Genomic DNA, 18,483 nt, shown 5'->3' on the forward strand with positions numbered 1-18,483 from the left:
GTGGAAGCCGGGGTTTCGGTTGTCGGCGCTGAGGGGTCAGCCCTGGACGCCGGGCCTGGCCGGCTCTTCCTCGACCTGGTCGAGCTCGTCGGTCTGGGCCAGTTGGGGGAAGAGGCGGAACCAGGCTGCGGCCGTGACCAGTGCCATGCCGCCGCCCAGCAGGACGGCGCCGATCGGCCCCATGAAGCGGGCCGCGACCCCGGACTCGAATTCACCCAGCTCGTTGGACGCCGAGATGAAGACGAATTCCACCGCCGAGACCCGTCCGCGCATGCCGACCGGGGTGGCGAGCTGGATGATCGACTGGCGGATGAAGACCGAGATCATGTCGGCGGCGCCGGTCACGGCGAGCGCGACCATCGACAGGATCAGCACCGTCGACAGGGCAAAGCCGATCATCGCAACGCCGTAGACCGCGATCGCGCCCAGCATCCAGGCGCCGATGCGCCGGGTCAGCGGGCGGGTCGCCAGCAGCAGGGCGATGATCGCCGCACCGATCGCCGGTGCGGTCCGCAACAGGCCGAGGCCGATCGTGTCGGTGTGCAGCACATCGCGGGCAAAGACCGGGAGTAGCGCTGTCACGCCACCAAACAGGACAACCACGAGGTCGAGCGAGATCGCGCCGAGCACGACCTTGTTGTCGCGGACATAGCGCAGGCCCTCGATCACCATGGACAGGCCCCGCTGACCCGCCAGTTTCTCGTGCTTCGGGGTTCGTGCAGTGGCGATCGCGATGGTCGCGGCGATCAGCATCACAGCGCTGACCAGATAGACCGTCGTGGCACCGAAAATATACAGTAGCCCGCCGATGGCCGGGCCGCCGATCGCGGCGGCCTGGAAGCCGAGCGAATTCCAGGCGATGGCCTGGCGCATGTCGTCGCGCGGCACGATCCGGGCCATCAGGGCGCTCGAGGCCGCAGGTGAAAAGGCATGGGTTACGCCAAGCAGGATCGCGGACGAGAAGATGATGGTCAGCTGCGTCGGGCCATCCATGAACGGGCTGATGGCGAGGGCACCGGCGCAGGCGACCCGCAGCAGGTTGGTGGAGATCAGGATGAATTTGCGGTCGAGCCGGTCGGCCGCCTGTCCGCCCAGCAGCGACAGAAAGAAAACCGGCGCGAACATCGCCAGCCCCACAAAGCCGAGCAACAGGGCCGACTCCTCGACCGAACGCGTCTCGCGCGCCACGTCATAGACCTGCCAGCCAATGGCAACGGCTTGCATCTGCCGGGCGGCGGACAGCAATTGCCGCATGATCCAGTAATTTCGGTAGGCCTGGTTGGCGAAAATCGACAGGGAGGGCGTCAGCACGAGGCAAGTCTCCGGTCTGGCCGCCGGGCGCGGCAAGAGCGCCGTGTAGCCCGCTTTCGCCGGGCAATTCAACTGGCTGCGCAGCAGGCCGAGAGGGCTGTGCCCCATTCCGGCCGCGAGTGTGCCGGAAACGCGTCTCATCCATTCAGGTGGTATTCAGCCGCCGGGATTTCTGATGAACTCCGATACAAAGCATGATCAAATACCGCGTATCCGGATACGCAACAGGACGTGAACCGGACAGGAGACATGATGAACCGGCCCTGGCTACTGGCCCTTCCCGCAGTCCTCGCGCTGACCTTGATGGTCGCGCCCGGCATGACATCTGCGGGGGCCGACGACGCTGGCAACAGCATCTACCTGTCGGCCGGTTTTACGCCGGATCCCACAGCCATCGCCTTGCAGATCGAGGCCCGGGTCGATGCCGCGGCGCAGATTGCGCCGGACTGCCACGGCTATGTCAGCGGTGAACAACCCGATGTCGATCTCTATTACAATGCCGGCGCGTTCCCGCTCATCCTCTCGGCCCGGTCCGATGAGGACACCACGCTGGTCGTCCGCGCGCCGGATGGGGCCTGGTATTGCGACGACGACAGCGGCAGCGGGCTGAACCCGTCGATCCGCTTTGGCGAGCCCGGCTCGGGCAATTACCATATCTGGGTCGGACGCGAGGTCGGGCCGGGCCCGGCGACCGCCCGGCTTTCGATTTCTGAACTTTACAGCGAGTGACACTTCAATCCTGGGGGAGAGACATGATGAAGTTGCAATTGATGACAGGGGCCGCCGTCGCGGCCATGCTGATGGCCGCTCCGGCCAACGCCATGCAGGACATTTCCGCGGCGCCCGCCTATGGCTCGGGCTCACTGGAAGCCGGCTTCGTTCCGGACCCGGTTTCGATCGGCCTGCGCGCCGGCGGTGCGATGCCGGCCGGCGAAGTCTCGGACTGGTGTCCCGGTTTCGTCAGCTATCAGCCGTCCTACAATCTCAACTATGCGGCCGGCGACTATGACCTCTACCTGTCGGCTGCGTCCGACGTGGACACGGTGCTGCTGGTCAATACGCCGGATGGCAACTGGCATTGCGATGATGATGGCGCCGGCAGCGGTCTCAACGCCGGTATCATGTTCGATCAGCCGCAGAGCGGGCTCTACAATATCTGGGTCGGAACCTATGGCTCCGGTGGTGGCTATGAGCCGGCCATGCTGCACATCTCGGAGCTTGGCTTCGAGGACGACAATCCGTACTCGCAAGCCCCGTCGGCCAATCTGGCGCCGCAATACGGCACGTTGAGCCTGCGCGAGGGCTTTGCCGACGACCCGCGGACGATCGCGGTTGAGGCCGGTGGCGAGTCCGATCTGAGCCGGCTCGGCGACGGCATGTGCTGGGGTCAGGCCGACCGGGCGCCCGATCTGTGGATCGACTATGCCGGCAGCGAGACCTTTGATCTCTACGTTTCGATGCAGTCCGAGACCGACACCACCCTTGCCGTCCAGGGGCCGGATGGCGGCTGGCATTGCGATGATGACAGCGCCGAGAACCTGAATCCGGGTGTCCAGATTGATGATCCCCTGCCGGGTCGTTACGCGGTCTGGACGGCGCGGTATTCCTCGGCAGCCTATGTGCCGGCGACGCTCTACGTCTCCGAGCTGGGCTTCCTCGGTAATGTCGATGAGCCGGCCGTGCTCGACTACTCCCTGCCCTCGCAATCCGGTTCCGTGAGCCTCGACGCCGGTTTCGTGCCGGACCCGTACAATGTCGATGTGATGGCGGGTGGCGATACCGATGTCTATGAGGCGGTCGGCGAGATGTGCCGGGGCTTTGCCGACAGCGCCCCGGATTTCGACCTGACTTACGAGGCCGGCGGTTTTGACCTCTATCTCTCCGCCACCTCGGAGAGTGATGCGACCCTGATCGTCAACGCGCCGGATGGCAGCTGGATCTGTGACGATGACAGCGCCGGCGAGCTCAACCCGGGCATCGTGTTCGATGATCCGATGTCGGGTCGCTATGATATCTGGGTCGGGACCTATGGCGAGTATGACGCCGGACCCGCCACCCTGCACATCTCCGAGCTCGGCTTTGGCGGCGGCTTCCTGCCGGAAACCCCGCTCGATTTCTCGCTGCCGGCGAATTACGAGACCCTGACCCTTGAGGGCGGCTTTGTTCCCGATCCCTACCTGATTGATCTGATGGCCGGCGGGGATATCGAGGCTGAATCGGCGGCTGACCAGTCCTGCCGCGGTTTTGTGACCGTGTCGCCGGACGTCGAGCTGACCTTCGAGCCAGGCGGTCTGGACCTTTACATCTCGGCGGTCTCCGAGCGGGACACGACCCTGGTGATCAATGGCCCCGACGGAAGCTGGTACTGCAATGATGACAGCGCCGGCAATCTGAACCCGGGTGTTCACTTCCCGGATCCGCAAGCCGGTGTTTACGACATCTGGGTCGGGACCTATTCCGATGGCCCGGCGGCAGACGCGGTGCTTGCGATCTCCGAACTCGGTTTCCACGAATAAGCCGCGCAGCGCGCGGGGATCAGGCGAGGGCGGCCCCACCGGGTCGCCCTTTCCTGTTCAAGGCCTGATTGGCGGGATATGTGCCGACCGGATGGGGCGCAGGGCAGACTCCGGGCCCGGCAGGTGGATTATTTATCGGGCCGCACAGTTCAGCGCTTTGCAATGTCGCGATGTTATACTATATCATCCTCACATTGCAGCCGGACACCCCATGCCTCTCAACCGTCATATCGCTAATCATCACGGCAAGCTCGACGCCACCGGCGTTGGCCTCTCGGCCCTGTGCATCGCGCATTGCCTGTTTCTGCCGGCCGCGGCCGCAGCGACGCCGATGCTGGCGCCGGAAGCCGGTGAGCTGTTCGGTCTGAGCCATGACTGGCACCTGATCCTGCTGGCGCTCGCAGCCCCGGTCTCCCTGATCGGCCTCGGCTGGAGTGTGCGCTCGACCGGCGCCGGCTGGCCGATCTTCGCGATTGGTCTGGCAGGCCTTGCTGTCATGGCGCTGGGCGCTTCGCATGTGTTCCCGCAACCGATCGAGACCGTCCTCACCCTGAGCGGTGTCACCGTGCTGGCCGGGGCCCATTTCGCCAATTGGCGGAGCCGGGCGCGGGCGGGCCATGTCCATGAGCGTGATTGCGGCCTGTGTGACGACCACGCGCACTGACGCCTGACGGTCCCGCGACTCCCATGGGCGCTTGCAATCAGGCCCATTGTGCGTATAAACCCCCGCTTCCAACACCTGCCAACCGGGCCACATTCGACATGCCCGCTGGCTGAACCATCCACCGGACGGTCTTCGGACCATCCTGCAAAGGAGATGAAAATGTCGAAGATGAAGACGAAGAGCGGCGCGAAAAAGCGCTTCAAGCTCACTGCCACGGGTAAGGTGAAGGCCGGTCAGACTGGCAAGCGCCACGGTATGATCAAGCGGACTCCCAAGCAGATCCGCAACAAGCGCGGTCAAGTCGTCCTGTCTGCTCAGGATGCCCGGATCGTGAAAAAATACCTCCCGAACGGCCTTTAGGCCGCTGGCACCGAGTAGGAGCACTTAGATATGTCTCGAGTTACGTCCGGACCGGCGACCGCTAAACGCCACAAAGCCGTCATCAAGAAAGCCAAGGGCTATTACGGCCGCCGCAAGAATACCTTCCGCGTTGCCGTCCAGGCCGTGGAAAAGGCCGGCCAGTACGCCTATCGCGACCGTCGCGCCAAGAAGCGTAATTTCCGCGCCCTGTGGATCCAGCGCATCAATGCCGGCGCCCGCCAGTATGACATGAATTATTCGGTCTTCATGAACGGCCTCTCCAAGGCCGGTATCGAAGTCGACCGCAAGGTTCTCGCCGATATCGCCATGCACGAGCCGGACGCCTTCAAGGCCCTGGTCGACCAGGCGCGCGCGGCTCTGGGCTAAACCCCGGAACACCGAGTTTCGAAAAGGCCCGTCAGCGTGAAGCTGGCGGGCCTTTTCCTTTGCGTCGGCCACCCCCTCATCCCCCCTGCGGGAAAGGGTGGCCAATCGTGTCGGGTGAGGGGCTTTCCCGCCTGACCGTCACTCCCGGTCGACAGCCCAAAGCCCAGCCGCTAAATCCTTCCCGACCGTATGGGACGACATGACATGACCGACATTTCCAATCTCGACACGCTCGAAGCCGATGTCCACAGCCAGATCGAAGCCGCGACCGACGAGGCCGGGCTGGACGCGGTGCGCGTCTCGGCGCTGGGCAAGAAGGGCGCAGTCTCTCTGATGATGCGCGAGCTCGGCAAGATGAGCCCGGAGGAGCGTCAGGTGATGGGCCCGGCGCTCAATGGTCTCAAGACCCGGCTCAATGACGCGCTCGAGGCCCGCAAGGCCGATCTGGAAGCGGTGGCGCTCAATGCCGCGCTGGCCAGTGAGTGGGTTGATGTGACGCTTCCGGTCCGCCCGGAGCCGAAAGGCTCGCTGCACCCGATCACCCAGGTGATGGAAGAGCTGGCGGTCATCTTCGCCGATATGGGCTTTGCCGTCGCCGAGGGCCCGGACGTGGAAACCGACTTCCACAATTTCACCGCCCTGAACTTCCCCGAAGGCCACCCGGCCCGCGACACCCAGGACACCTTCTTCATGAAGCCGGACGCCGAGGGGATGCGCAAGGTCCTGCGCACGCACACCTCGCCGGTCCAGATCCGCACCATGCTTGAAGGCAAGACGCCGATCCGCATCATCGCGCCGGGCCGCGTCTATCGCTGCGACTGGGACCAGACCCACACGCCCATGTTCCACCAGGTCGAGGGCCTGGTGATCGACAAGGAAACCCATATGGGTCACCTCAAGGGCACGCTGATGGATTTCATCGCCGCCTTCTTCGAGACCGACCAGGTCGAGGCGCAATTCCGCCCGCACCATTTCCCCTTCACCGAGCCGAGCGCCGAGATGGATGTGCGCTATGAGCGGGTCGGCGATGCGGTGAAGGTCGGCTCGGGCGACAAGTGGATGGAAATCCTCGGCTGCGGCATGGTCCACCCGAACGTCATCCGCAATTGCGGTCTCGATCCGGACGAATACCAGGGCTTTGCCTTCGGCATGGGCGTCGACCGTCTCGCCATGCTGAAATACGGCGCCCCGGACCTGCGTGACTTCTTCAATTCCGATGTCCGCTGGCTGGCGCATTACGGCTTCTCGCCGCTCTTGCAGGCCAATCTGGCGACGGGGCTGAGCTAGGCCTCATGTGGCGCTGGCTCACAAATAACCACCAGACCCTGACCGGGATCGGCGCGATGCTCGTCGGTATTGCGGCGCTGTTTGTTGCCTGGGACCAGGGTCGGGTGATGCGGGCGCAACAGCATGGGGCCGTGGTGCCGGCTGTCCAGGTCGACGCCTTCACGCAGACCGGAGGCGATCGCGTCGTCATGGGGTTGCGTGTTGCCAATAACGGTGTCGGGCCAGCCTTTGTCGAAAGCGTCTCGGTGACACGCGACGGCGTGGCGGCGGACAGTCTGGACGGCATGTTTGCCTCGATGCCGGCGGGTGTCGAGGACCGGTCCTGGAACAATATGACTGGCCGGGTCCTCGCGCCGGGCGAGATGGTGGTGCCCCTTGAAGTGACCTGGCCCGCCTCCGACGTCGCGCCAAGCGCGCTGGCTGCGCTGTTCGTTGAATGGGAGCGCTGGGATGCCGTTGTCTGCTATTGCTCGGTTTTCGATCGGTGCTGGACGGCCTCGGTGCAGCGCGCCGACCGGCAACGGGTCGAGCAATGCCCGCGTCCCGAGGCAGATATTTTCGAGCTCTACGGAGCGGAACCTTTCCTGGCTGGTTCGGACCAGCAAGCTGAATAACGCGCCGTCTTGTAACGGCAGGAGCCGACGATGAAATTCCCGCTTTCCTGGCTGAAATACCACCTCGACACCCCGGCCACGCTCGACGAGATCGCCGAGGCGATGACCATGGCCGGTCTGGAGATCGAGCACATCGACAATCCGCTCGAAAAATTCGCGGACTTCTCGGTCTGCCATGTTACCGAGGCGGTCCAGCATCCGGACGCCGACAAGCTGCGGGTTTGCACGGTCGAGACGGTCGACGGGACCAAGCAGATTGTCTGCGGCGCACCGAATGCGCGCACCGGCATGTATGCGATCTACGCGCCGCTGGGGGCGTATATCCCGGGCCTCGACTTCGCCCTCGACAAGAAGCCGCGCAAGATCCGCGGTGTCGAGAGCCATGGCATGATGTGCTCGGCCAAGGAGCTCGAGCTAGGCGAGGATCATGACGGGATCATCGATCTGCCCGAGCCTTTCGAGATCGGCACGCCGGCCGTGGTGGCGCTCGGCCAGGCCGACCCGGTCATCGATTTCGAAGTGACGCCCAACCGCCCTGACTGGCTCGGTGTGCGCGGCATTGCCCGCGACCTGGCGGCAACCGGGATCGGCACGCTGAAGACCCATGATCTCGACCCGATCCCGGGTACATTCCCCTGTCCGGTCAAGGTCGAGCTGGACTGGCCGGAAGCCTGCCCGGTCTTTGCCGGCCGTGTCATCCGGGGCGTCAAGAATGGTGACAGCCCGGCCTGGCTGATCAAGGCGGTCAAGGCGATCGGCCTGCGCCCGATCAACTTCCTCGCCGACATGACCAACATGATTTCCTACGACCGCTGCCGCCCGCTGCATGTCTATGACCTGGCCAAGCTGGAGGGCCCGATCCGGGCCCGTCGCGGCAAGGGCGAGGCGGACCGTTTCGAGGCGCTCGACAACAAGGAATACGTGCCCGGCGAAGACCAGTGCGTGATCGCAGACGATGCCCGCTGCCTCGGTTTCGGCGGCATCATGGGCGGCGAATATTCCGGTGTGACTGCGGAGACCACGGACGTTTTCATCGAGAGCGCCTGGTTCGAGCCGCTGATCACGCGCGCCACGGCCAAGGCGACCGGCATCGACAGCGACGCCAAATACCGCTTCGAACGCGGCGTGGATCCGGCCTCGGTGCGCGCCGGTATCGAGCAGGCGACCGAGCTGGTGCTGAAATATTGTGGTGGCGAAGCGTCCGAGATGGTGGTCGCAGGCGAGGTTCCGGCCAAGCCCGCCGACATCGACTTCCCGATCAACGAGGTCAAGCGCCTGACCGGTCTCGACCTGCCGCGCGCCGAGATCATCCGCATTCTGGAAACCCTCGGCTTCGAGCCCAAGGGCGACGGCGATGTGCTGGCGGTCGGTGTGCCGAGCTGGCGGATGGATTGTTCGCAGAAGGCCGACCTCGTCGAGGAGGTTGCCCGCATCCATGGTTTTGACAAGCTCGACGCCGTCTCCCTGCCGCGTCCACCGGTCCGCCGCGAAGCGCCGGCGACGGTGATGCAGCTGCGCGCGCGCCACGCCCGTCGGGCGCTGGCCGGTCGCGGATATTCGGAAGCCGTGACCTGGTCCTTCTGCAATACCGATCAGGCCAAGCTGTTTGGCGGCCATGGCGAAGGGCTCGAGCTGGAGAACCCGATCTCTTCCGAGCTCGATGTGATGCGTCCGACCGCGCTGATCCACCTGCTGACCGCGCTACAGGCCAATGCCGACAAGGGTCAGGACGATCCGCGCCTGTTCGAGGTTGGCCCGATCTATCTCAGCGATCAGGATGACGGACAGAAACTGGTCGCCACCGGCGTGCGTCGGGTCGAGGCCGGGCGTCACTGGGCGGGTACGCGCCAGCCCGACATCTTCGATGCCAAGGCGGACGCGCTGTCGGCCCTCGCGGCCGCCGGGGCACCGGTCGACAATCTCCAGGTCGTCGTCGAGGCACGCGAGTGGTGGCATCCGGGTCGCTCGGGCGTTCTGCGTCTGGGTCCGAAGAATGTCATGGCCGAGTTCGGCGAGATCCATCCGGCGGTGCTGAAGGCGCTCGATATTGATGGTCGGGTGCTGGCCTTCGAGATCGTGCTCGACGCCATTCCGCAACCCAAGAAGGCCTCCGGCCTGAAGGCCAGGACGCCGCTCGAGCGCGCTGATCTGACGCCGGTGACCCGCGATTTCGCTTTCCTCGTCGACAAGTCGGTGTCTGCCGACACGCTGGTGCGGGCCGCCAAGGGCGCCGACAAGCAAATGATTACCGAGGTCGCCCTGTTTGACGTTTATGACGGCAAGGGTGTGCCGGAGGGGCAGGTGTCGCTGGCCATCGAGGTCACCTTGCAACCGCGCGACAAGACGCTGACCGAAAAAGAGATCGAGGCGATCGCTGCCGGCATCATCGCCAAGGTCGAGAAAGCCACGGGTGCCAGCCTGCGTGGCTGATCGGCTGGATCCGGGGCGACTGGCCGGTGCCGGTGCGGCGGCGCAGGCCGCCTTTCTTGTCGATGCGGCGCTTGAGGATCCGATGATCGTCGCGATCCTCGATCGGCTCGCGGCGCTGGACCTGCCCGATGCCGCCTTGATGGCGGGTGCGGTCTACCAGGCCGCCTGGAACCGGCTCACGGGGCGCCCCGGCGGACATGGCATCAAGGATTATGATGTCGGCTATTACGACGGGTCCGATCTGTCGGAGGCCGGCGAGGATATCGTCATCCGTCGCTGCGCCGAGGCGTTTGCCGACCTGCCGGCGGAGGTCGAGGTGCGCAACCAGGCCCGGGTTCATATCTGGTTCTCGGCCAAATTCGGGGTGGAGCGGCAGCCGCTTCGCGATACCGAGGATGCGCTCCGCCATTTCGGCTCACTCAGTCATGGTGTCGCCCTGCGTCCGGCCCTCTGCGGGACTCGGCCGGCAGTGCTGGCCCCGTGCGGGCTGGACGAGATTTTCTCGGGGCGAATCGTGCCGCGGCCCGATCATGCCGATCCGGCGGGCTGGAATGGCAAGATGGCGCGCCAGAAACAGCTCTGGCCGGAGCTGGATTTTGTCTGCGCTCCCGTTTCAGGCGAAAGCTGACTTCACTGATTCAACCTGCAGGGGTTTCCGAGCTGGATCGACGCCGCCGGTCGCGACTTTTTTTCGAAATCGCGCGAGACGCGTATGGTGAAGGGCGGATACACCCGTTAGGGTCCTTAACGAGACGTTAACGGTGATCCCGGCTGACCCCGGGAGGAGTGAAAGCCCGATATGGAGCGCGTGACTGCCCTGTTGGCCCAGGCCGCTGCGACGATACTCGTCCTGATCGGGCTGGTTGTCGTGCTCGGCTACACCCATTCGCGCGCCTTTGATGCGGGGTATTGTTCCGGTCGCTCCTGTTCGGAGAACACGCGGGAAACAAGCGGGCGGGAGGGCAATGGCTGGTGGCCGTTCGGCCAGGGTCGTCGCGCGGATCCGGCACGGACCGGCACGGCGACACCGGGGCGTGTCAGCGCACCGGGAGCCCCCTCCAGCAACTGGCCGACCGGGTCCGGCGGCACGGATTATCCCGACCCGCCGCCCAATGTCCGGACCGGCACGGCAGATGGCTCGGGGCCTGGCGGTCTCAGTGTCTCAACCGGCGTTGCAGGCCCCGGCTCATCCACGCAAGGCCGCACGATCACCCGTCCGCCGGTCTTTGCCCGCGACCCGGGCGAGCGCATTTGCGCGCCGGAGAGCTATGAGGTCGATGACCCCGCGATTGCCCGGTGCTGGTTGCGTGTCGGTGACGCCTATCAGGCGGTCGACCGGATCGACGAGGCCCGCGCGGCCTGGGATGAAGCCCTGTTGATCGGCTCGTCGGTCGGTGGCGCGCAGGCCTCGCTGGTGGCGCATCAACGCCTGCAGGGTGCGGTGCTTGAACGGTCCTGCCCGACCACGCCGGAGAGTCTGGCGCGGATCGCCTACGGCTTTGACCAGACCGAGGATGATGGTGACATCATCGAACTCGCCCTGCGCCAGCGCGCACTGGCGGCGCTGGGCTATTACAACGGCGTGATTGATGGCGATTACGGGCCGATGACGCGGCGATCGGTCCGCGATTTCCAGAGCGATCTCGGTTTCGATCTGACCGGCGTTCTGACCCCGTCCGAGACCGTCACCCTCGTGTGCCATGCTGCGCTGACAGCGCGCGATGCCCACGCCCAGAACCTGCTTGGCATCATGTTCGCGACCGGTCTCGGCCTCGAACAGAATATCGACACCTCGCTGGAATGGCTGGAGACCGCGGCCGAACGCGGTCATGCCGGCGCCAATTTCAATCTCGCCGTGATGTACGGCACCGGTACCGTCCAGGGCAGCTATCGCCTGTGCGGTATCGTCGAGAGCCCCGAGCGGGCCGACAGCTATCTGCGTCGGGCCGCTGATCTGGGGCATGACCGCGCCCGCCGTTTGCGCAGTATCGTCGGCGTTTCGGGCGAACCCAGCGCCCGCTGGTCACGCATCTCCGATGCGCTGATGAGCGAGGCGGAAGAGAGCGGTGATCGATTCTACCTCGCCTGGCAGCGCCGCGTTGACGAGATGCGCCGCCTGAACGGGACGGAACTGCATCAGCCCGGATGTTACCAGGCAGCCATGGACGGAGCCCAGCCTGCGGCCGATTAGGGCGCGGGATGATGGAGGAAGCGGACAATGAAGACCTCGACAAGAACCGCCAACAAGACCGCGATCAAGACGCTGGTGATGATGCTGGTCTCGGCCACCGCTCTGGGGGCCTGCTCCAGCCATGCCGGTCCGCCGGACTATTCCCCCGGCATCAACACCCCCGTCGTCCACCATCGGCCGCCGGTCGCGCGCGACACGGTCAGCCCGGCGCTGGCCATGTGCGAGGTCGAAACCCTTGCCGAGCAACGCCTCGCCATGCTGGACGAAGTGCATGGCTATCGCGAGGAAATCCGTGCCGATGCGCTGAGCAGCGCCAATGTTGCCGACACCCGGACACAGGAAATCATCGCCGCCTTCGAGACCGATCTCGACGCCTCCTATCGCTTCGCGACCGCCTCCTGCCGGACCTATAATCGCTGCCTCGAGGAGAACCGCTTCGAGGAAGCCGCCTGTCAGGATACCGCCGGGCTCTGGCATGACGGGCAGGACCGTTTCCACGACCTGTCGGAAAGCCTGGCTGCGGTCCGTGAGCGCATCGCCTCCGGCTGTTCTGATTGTGCCGCACCGCGCAGCCATGGCGGTGACCGGCATGACCACCACGCCCCGCGTCAGCCTCAGTCCGACAGGCTGATCGGCTCGGTCTTCTCGACCGACGGGCATTGAGCACCCGGGGCGTGGGAAGGCCCTGAACCGCAACTGTCTGCCGTTTCCCGCGCCCGCTCCGCGAACGCCTGCCGCATGATCTGGATCGCCGAGCTGGTGAACAGGCCGGCCATGATCACGGCAACGATCAGGTCGGGCCAGGGGGTGGCGGTCCAGGCCACCAGGCCGGCCGAGACCAGGACGGCGATATTGCCGACCGCATCATTGCGGGAACAGAGCCAGACCGAGCGGACATTGGCATCACCCTCGCGCCAGCGCATCAGGATGAGCACGCTGGCCAGGTTGGCGATCAAAGCCAGCACGGCGACTGCGCCCATCAGTCCGGCCTCGGGCTGGGTGGTGAAAAAGGTCCGCCAAGCGGCCAGTGCCAGAATCGAAAGACCGATCACCAGCAGGCTGCCGGCCTTGATCAACGCAGCATTGGCGCGCCAGCGCGCCGGCTTGCCGATCACGTAGAGCGAAAGGCCATAGGTGGCAGCATCGGCGGCGAAATCCAGCGCGTCGGCCTTGAGCGCCTGGGAGCGCGCCGCGGCACCGGCCAGCATCTCGACCGCAAACATGGCAGCATTGATGGCGATCACGGCCCACAGCGCCCGGCGGAAACCGGGCGCGCTGCCGTCGAAGTCCTGATGGTGGCCACAGCTGGCTGACATGGTCTGTCCTCATGCGATTCGATCGACTAGGGTGGACCCTAATCCCTCTAGCGACTGGAGGTTCAAGGGGCGATGTCAGATTTTTCCATTGGTCAGCTGTCGCGTCAGACCGGCGTCAAAATCCCGACCATCCGGTATTATGAATCGATCGGCATGCTCGACGTGCCGCAACGCTCCGACGGCGGTCAGCGGCGCTATGATGGGCGCCATCTCGAACAGCTCCGCTTCATCCGCCATGGTCGCGACCTCGGTTTCGGCCTCGATGATCTCAGGGCGCTCCAGGACTTGTCGCGTCAGCCCGAGCGTTCGTGCGAAGCCGCTGACCGGATCGCCCGTCAACAACTGGCCGATGTCGAGCGGCGCCTGGCCGGACTGCGGGCGGTGCGACTGGAGCTCAAGCGTATGGTGGCGCAGTGCTCACACGGGGTGATGGATGAGTGCCGGGTGATCCAGACCCTGTCCGATCACGGCCTGTGCGATGGTGACCACCACCAACTGCCTCAAACGCCCAGGAAAGCCGGATGATAATGCACCGTCGCAACCTTGCCTGACGGCGCTGATCCGGTGATCAGGGGGCGGACCTGGAAGGCAGGCGCACAGGCGCCGTCCGGATCGCCGGCCCACGACCAGTTCCAGCTCGCGGCCGGCTTGAAGTCGAAACGCTGATAATAGTCCGGATCCCCCAGCAGGACACACCAGGGCACGCCGAGCGTGGCGAGATAGTCGATGCCGGCCTCGATCAGCGCCGTCCCGATACCCCGCGACTGGTGTTCCGGCATGACGGCGACAGGCCCCAGCCCGACCCCGAACAGGTCGTCACCATCCTCGACCCGGGTCGTGACTGGCGAGAACATCACCGTCCCGACGATCCGGCCATGATCATCGGCGACCAGTTCCAGCGTGTCGGCATCGGCGGCGCGCAAGGCGATCACCAGGCGCGCTTCCTCGGGGCCGGGGAAGGCGGCTTTCAAGAGCGCGTCGACCCCGTCCTCGTCCTTGATTTCGAACGCCCTTATCTGCATCAGAAAGGCAGCCAGGCGCGGCGGCGCGAATAGGCCAGATAGCCGACATTCGCCCCGGCGCGAAGGCCGACGCCGGAGCGGATCGGCGCCAGGGTGATGTCATCCGCGCGCTGATAGTTCACGCCCAGGCCGGCGACGAAATAGGCCGTGCCCTCGACGCCGGGGAAGCGCTGGTAGAGACGGTCCAGGTCATCGAGATTATAAACCAGAACGAAGACCCGGCTGGCATTGCCGCCGGCGTCGAAGCCGATCGACGGGCCGCGCCAATAGACTTTCTGGCGCTCGCTCAATCCACGCAGGGTGAGATACCCCTCGCCATAGCGCAGGCCGATCCCGGCGGCGCCCGCCACTTCCTCACCGGCGATATAGCCGACCGGGCGGCCCAGATCAGAGAAAACCCGCTCGAGCACACTGGCTGCCGCTTCTGCGGTCACGCCGAAAAAGTCGGAGACCGCATCAACGATCTCATCCTGGGAGTAGGATTCAACCGGCTCGGAATAGGTGCTGGGCTGGCCGTAATCGGTCGGTTGCTGGGTCTGGGCGATGACCGGCGCGGGAACGCCGAAAACGAGCGCAGCGATGACAGTCATGAGGGCACGCATGGACGACTCCATTGGCAAACGGGACGGGCCGTTTCTGGCAGGCGAATAGGGCGACAGAGCGGCGAAAGGGTTATGGCTTCGTTAACGTCGGCCGTCGACCGTGCCATCATGGCGTTTTGCCGGCTGATTTGCGCCGCGGGGAGTTCGGGATGACACACAGGCAGCATGATGTGGTCGTGATTGGCGCCGGCCTGTCAGGCCTGCGCGCGGCCCAGTTACTGGCGCCGGACCTCGATGTCTGCGTGCTCGAGGCCCGCGACCGGGTCGGCGGTCGGGCGCTTGCCCATACCTTCGCCAATGGCGATACGGTGGATGTTGGCGGCCAGTGGGTCGGCCCGGGTCAGGACCGCCTCTACGCCCTGATCCGCGAGATGGGGCGATCAGTCTATCCGCTGCACGATGACGGCGAGCGGCTCCTGCTCAATCATGGCGGGCTGTCGCGCTATTCCGGGACCATCCCGAAACTGGCGCCCCATGTCCTCGTCAATGTTCATCTGATGATGACCCGTTTCGACGCCCTGGCGGCACAGATCGACCCGGTTGCGCCGTGGACCCATGCCAAGGCCGCCGAGTGGGACTCGATGACCGTCTCCGAATGGATGCGCAAGCAGGCCTGGATGCGCGACGCTTTCGAGGTGTTTGCGGTTGGCATCGGTGCGGTGTTTGCGGCCGAGCCGCACGAGGTCTCCCTGCTGCACGCCCTGTTCTATGCCCGGGCCGGAACTTCGCTCGATAATCTGGTCTCGACCGGGGGCGGGGCGCAGCAGGACCGCGTCCATGGCAATATGGCCGGACTGGCCGAAACCATCGCCGCAGAGCTGGGTGACCGGGTGCGGCTGTCCGCACCGGTCCGGCACATCCGCTGGGGGGAGGATGGCGTTGTGGTCGAGCTGCCCGACGGAGCGGTTTCGGCCAAGCGGGCCATTCTCGCCCTCCCGCCCAACCAGGCCATGCGCATCGACTGGGATCCGATCCTGCCCGCGAGCAAGTCCGGGCTGTGGCTGCGCATGCCGCCCGGCGCCTGCATCAAGTGTGTCGCCCAATACGAGACCCCGTTCTGGCGCGATCAGGGTCTGGCCGGTCAGGCCGTCGCCCCGCAGCTCGATGTCCGGGTGACTTTCGACAATACCGAAGCAGGCAAGCGCGCCGGCCTCCTGCTCGGTTTCATCGAGGGCGACCAGGCCCGGCTCTGGGCCGCGCGCGATCCGGATGATCGCCGGGCCGCCGTGCTTGAGGCCTTTGCCGCCTGCTATGGCGATCAGGCCCGCCATCCGATCGATTATGTCGACCAGGATTGGACCTCCGAACTCTGGTCGCGCGGCTGTTATGCTGCCTTGATGGGGCCCGGTGTCTGGACCGGTCATGGCCGCCACCTGCGCACCGCGCTGGGTCCGGTTCACATGGCCGGGACCGAAACGGCGACGGCCTATTACGGATATTTCGAAGGTGCGCTGGAGGCGGCCGAGCGGGCCGCCGGGGAAGTCAGAACGGCGCTGGGCGTACGCTGATGTGCGACACGCTCGCCCTGCGCGGCGCCGGTGCGAACTGGCTGGCCAAGAACTCCGACCGCGAGCCGGGCGAGGTTCAGCGCGTGGAGCGCCATGCCGCGGTTAGCGGTGACCCGGCCGAACGCCTGCAATGCACCTATCTTGAGATCGACCAGGTCCCCGACCGGCAGGCCGTGATCCTGTCGCGCCCGGACTGGATGTGGGGCGCCGAGATGGGGGTGAACGCGGCCGGCGTTGCCATCGGCAATGAGGCAGTGTTCTCGCGCCGGGTGCTGAAGCGCGGTGAGGCGCTGCTGGGCATGGATCTGGTCCGGCTCGGTCTGGAGCGCGGCACGAGCGCGCACGAGGCGGCCGCTGTGATCATCCACCTGCTCGAGACGCACGGGCAGGGCGGTCCGGCGGGATGGCAGGACAAGCGCTTTCGCTATGACAACAGCTTTCTGATCGCCGACCCGGTGGAAATCCTGGTGCTCGAGACCTGTGGCCACGAGTGGCGGCTGGACCGCGTGAAAACCCGTGCCGCCCTGTCCAATGCCTACAGCCTGGAGGGGCCGGTCACGATGGCGTCGGCGGGCGCCCCGGCGGACGGTTTCGCCGCGACCCGGGAAACCTGGCTCAAGCCGACCTTCGGGCGCGCCCGTGAACGTCGCGCCTGTTCACTGGCGGCTCTGGAGGATCTCGAACGGCCCAGCCTGGAAGGCTTGGCGGCGATCCTGCGCCGGCATCACCGGGGCGACGGCTTCACCAGAGGATCCAATCGCGATCTCTGCCTGCACCATGGCGGTCTGCTGCGTCCCAGCCATACGACCAATTCCATGCTGGTCAGGCTCGCGCCGGGCCAGGCGCCCGGCCTGGTCATGACCGGGACGAAGACGCCGTGTATCTCGCTCTACCGGCCGATCGGCTTCGACGGGCCGTCCTCGCTGCTCGCCGAGGATCTTTGGCAACGGGGCGCGGTCCAGCACGATGGTCTGGCGCGCGATCCGGCTGCCCGGGTCCATCTGCGAAACCGGATCGCGGCGGCCGAGGCGCGCATCCTGCCGCTGGTCGAAGCCGGCCGGTCAGACCTGGCGGAGGTGCTGGTCGAGGCGTGGGATGATCATGATCTCGGGGAGATCAGCGGCAAGGCGGATATGGCCGCCCCGTCGAGCGCGCCGCGCTGATGGCCGCCGGCGTCATCGACCAGGATATTGCCGCCGTCCGAACCCAGGTCCCACAGCTCGCCGCGTAAAAACGCCGTTGCCCCGAACCGGGCGCCGGACCCGGGCAGGCGACCGGCGAGGGCATGACGCATCCATGCCTCGCCCTCGGTCAGTCGCCCCGCATCCGCGTGGTCGACATCCTCCGGCCAGCCGGTGGTATAGCCACCCCAGGGCTGATCCCAGACGCCGGCAGGCTGCAGGAAGGCGGGGACCGCGACGAGATCGACCGACTGCCGGTCGAGTGCTTCGTAGACATCGCCATGCCAGCTGTCGGCGCAGATCAGGACGCCGAGCCGACCTGCGGCCGTATCGAAGACCGGCAGCCGATCGGCCGATGCGGCGGCGGTGAAACCGGCCTCGTCCGGGATCGGGTGAACCTTCAGGACCAGTTGCGTATCGATGCGCCCGTCCGGGTGAAAGACGGCGGCGACATTGTAGAGCGGGCCCGACCCGGCTCGCAGCCGCCCGTCGCGGACCTCGGGGCCGGGCAGTACGATCGACCCGCCAACAATGGTGACGCCATAGGTCTCGGCAAGCCGCCCGAAGACGCGTTGATAGTCGTGGGCCATTCGGCCTGCCCGCATCCGGAAGACGGCGGCGGCGAGCCGGTCGGCTTCGCTTGATCGCGCCAGCGCGATAGCGAAGGGCAGCGGGCTGGCGAGGATAAGATGGGTCATTGCGCCTGATGTGGTCGCGGCGGAGAAGCTGGCCGCGGGGGCATCGGCGGCGACCAGCCATGTGCCGACATGCTCGGGCAGGACGACGACACTGCCGGGCGTCAGAAGACCGGCGTCGCGTGCGGCGTCGAAATAGCCGGCCAGCCGGTGCTCCAGCGTGGTCGCATTGCGGTAATCGCCGGTCCGCATCCAGGGCTGGATGGCAATGAGGTTGGCCGTGGCGGACAGACTCTCCGCTGGCGGCTCGGTCAAGTGCAGCGAGCCGCCGGTCTTTGGCGCCGGCGGGGTCCGGTAAACTCCCCAGAGACCGCCCAGAAGAATGAGGGCCAGCACGGCAAAGGCAAGTTTTGGCATGGCGGTGCTCCCCGGTTCGACGCCATGCTGACGGGGCGCATG

19 protein-coding genes are annotated in these 18,483 nt (G+C 65.8%); 14 read left to right on the top strand and 5 right to left on the bottom strand.

Features of this window, described 5'->3' with window-relative positions; all coding sequences use genetic code 11:
- Positions 1-36: 36 nt before the first annotated feature.
- Complete coding sequence (locus AAA969_RS00940; RefSeq protein WP_338242605.1) at positions 37-1,452, bottom strand: MFS transporter; 1,416 nt, start codon at positions 1,450-1,452, stop codon at positions 37-39.
- Between the two features lie 108 nt (positions 1,453-1,560).
- Here AAA969_RS00940 and AAA969_RS00945 point away from each other — a divergent pair, with 108 nt between their 5' ends.
- The 11 genes from AAA969_RS00945 (at position 1,561) to AAA969_RS00995 (ending at position 12,423) form a co-directional block, all read left to right on the top strand.
- Complete coding sequence (locus tag AAA969_RS00945) at positions 1,561-2,040, top strand: peptidase S1 (protein WP_338242608.1); 480 nt, start codon at positions 1,561-1,563, stop codon at positions 2,038-2,040.
- A 23-nt stretch (positions 2,041-2,063) separates the two neighbouring features.
- Complete coding sequence (locus AAA969_RS00950; RefSeq protein ID WP_338242611.1) at positions 2,064-3,827, top strand: hypothetical protein; 1,764 nt, start codon at positions 2,064-2,066, stop codon at positions 3,825-3,827.
- Positions 3,828-4,038: 211 nt separating this feature from the next.
- Entirely contained in the window at positions 4,039-4,491 is a 453-nt protein-coding gene (locus tag AAA969_RS00955) for a MerC domain-containing protein (protein ID WP_338242613.1), read from the top strand.
- A 159-nt stretch (positions 4,492-4,650) separates the two neighbouring features.
- Positions 4,651-4,851, top strand: coding sequence for a 50S ribosomal protein L35 (gene rpmI / locus AAA969_RS00960; protein WP_338242615.1), 201 nt, complete (start codon positions 4,651-4,653; stop codon positions 4,849-4,851).
- 30 nt (positions 4,852-4,881) lie between these two features.
- Positions 4,882-5,238, top strand: a complete 357-nt coding sequence (rplT, locus tag AAA969_RS00965) for a 50S ribosomal protein L20 (RefSeq protein WP_338242617.1) — start codon at positions 4,882-4,884, stop codon at positions 5,236-5,238.
- A 213-nt stretch (positions 5,239-5,451) separates the two neighbouring features.
- The gene (gene pheS / locus AAA969_RS00970; RefSeq protein WP_425325017.1) at positions 5,452-6,525 is read left to right on the top strand and encodes a phenylalanine--tRNA ligase subunit alpha; all 1,074 of its coding nucleotides are present in this window, start codon (positions 5,452-5,454) and stop codon (positions 6,523-6,525) included.
- Positions 6,526-6,530: 5 nt separating this feature from the next.
- On the top strand, positions 6,531-7,139 hold the full coding sequence (locus tag AAA969_RS00975) for a hypothetical protein (RefSeq protein WP_338242621.1): 609 nt from the start codon (positions 6,531-6,533) through the stop codon (positions 7,137-7,139).
- Between the two features lie 30 nt (positions 7,140-7,169).
- Complete coding sequence (gene pheT, locus AAA969_RS00980) at positions 7,170-9,569, top strand: phenylalanine--tRNA ligase subunit beta (protein ID WP_338242623.1); 2,400 nt, start codon at positions 7,170-7,172, stop codon at positions 9,567-9,569.
- The gene (locus AAA969_RS00985; protein ID WP_338242625.1) at positions 9,562-10,197 is read left to right on the top strand and encodes a nucleotidyltransferase family protein; all 636 of its coding nucleotides are present in this window, start codon (positions 9,562-9,564) and stop codon (positions 10,195-10,197) included. The genes pheT and AAA969_RS00985 overlap by 8 nt, the downstream gene beginning before the upstream one ends.
- Positions 10,198-10,368: 171 nt before the next feature.
- Positions 10,369-11,760: a peptidoglycan-binding protein gene (locus AAA969_RS00990; RefSeq protein ID WP_338242627.1), complete on the top strand. Its 1,392-nt coding sequence runs from the start codon at positions 10,369-10,371 to the stop codon at positions 11,758-11,760.
- 27 nt (positions 11,761-11,787) lie between these two features.
- Complete coding sequence (locus AAA969_RS00995) at positions 11,788-12,423, top strand: hypothetical protein (protein ID WP_338242629.1); 636 nt, start codon at positions 11,788-11,790, stop codon at positions 12,421-12,423.
- Here AAA969_RS00995 and AAA969_RS01000 read toward each other — a convergent pair.
- The gene (locus AAA969_RS01000; RefSeq protein ID WP_338242631.1) at positions 12,375-13,076 is read right to left on the bottom strand and encodes a cation transporter; all 702 of its coding nucleotides are present in this window, start codon (positions 13,074-13,076) and stop codon (positions 12,375-12,377) included. The genes AAA969_RS00995 and AAA969_RS01000 overlap by 49 nt on opposite strands.
- A gap of 72 nt (positions 13,077-13,148) precedes the next feature.
- On the opposite strand from AAA969_RS01000, the gene AAA969_RS01005 reads away from it, so the two are divergent.
- On the top strand, positions 13,149-13,601 hold the full coding sequence (locus tag AAA969_RS01005; protein ID WP_338242633.1) for a MerR family transcriptional regulator: 453 nt from the start codon (positions 13,149-13,151) through the stop codon (positions 13,599-13,601).
- Here AAA969_RS01005 and AAA969_RS01010 read toward each other — a convergent pair.
- A complete protein-coding gene (locus AAA969_RS01010) occupies positions 13,577-14,098 on the bottom strand; it encodes a GNAT family N-acetyltransferase (RefSeq protein WP_338242635.1) in 522 nt (173 codons plus the stop codon). The two genes, AAA969_RS01005 and AAA969_RS01010, sit on opposite strands and share 25 nt — an antisense overlap.
- Positions 14,098-14,700, bottom strand: coding sequence for a DUF1134 domain-containing protein (locus AAA969_RS01015; RefSeq protein ID WP_338242637.1), 603 nt, complete (start codon positions 14,698-14,700; stop codon positions 14,098-14,100). Before AAA969_RS01015 ends, AAA969_RS01010 begins: the two co-directional genes overlap by 1 nt.
- 149 nt (positions 14,701-14,849) lie before the next feature.
- Here AAA969_RS01015 and AAA969_RS01020 point away from each other — a divergent pair, with 149 nt between their 5' ends.
- Positions 14,850-16,208, top strand: a complete 1,359-nt coding sequence (locus AAA969_RS01020; RefSeq protein ID WP_338242639.1) for a flavin monoamine oxidase family protein — start codon at positions 14,850-14,852, stop codon at positions 16,206-16,208.
- Positions 16,208-17,371 carry a hypothetical protein gene (locus AAA969_RS01025; RefSeq protein ID WP_338242641.1) on the top strand — a complete coding sequence of 388 codons (1,164 nt, stop codon included), beginning with the start codon at positions 16,208-16,210 and terminating at the stop codon, positions 17,369-17,371. Before AAA969_RS01020 ends, AAA969_RS01025 begins: the two co-directional genes overlap by 1 nt.
- Here AAA969_RS01025 and AAA969_RS01030 read toward each other — a convergent pair.
- Positions 17,308-18,441, bottom strand: a complete 1,134-nt coding sequence (locus tag AAA969_RS01030; protein WP_338242643.1) for a nitrilase-related carbon-nitrogen hydrolase — start codon at positions 18,439-18,441, stop codon at positions 17,308-17,310. The two genes, AAA969_RS01025 and AAA969_RS01030, sit on opposite strands and share 64 nt — an antisense overlap.
- Positions 18,442-18,483 lie beyond the last annotated feature (42 nt).

The sequence above is a fragment of the Maricaulis maris genome (genome assembly GCF_036322705.1).
Lineage (GTDB): Bacteria > Pseudomonadota > Alphaproteobacteria > Caulobacterales > Maricaulaceae > Maricaulis > Maricaulis maris_B.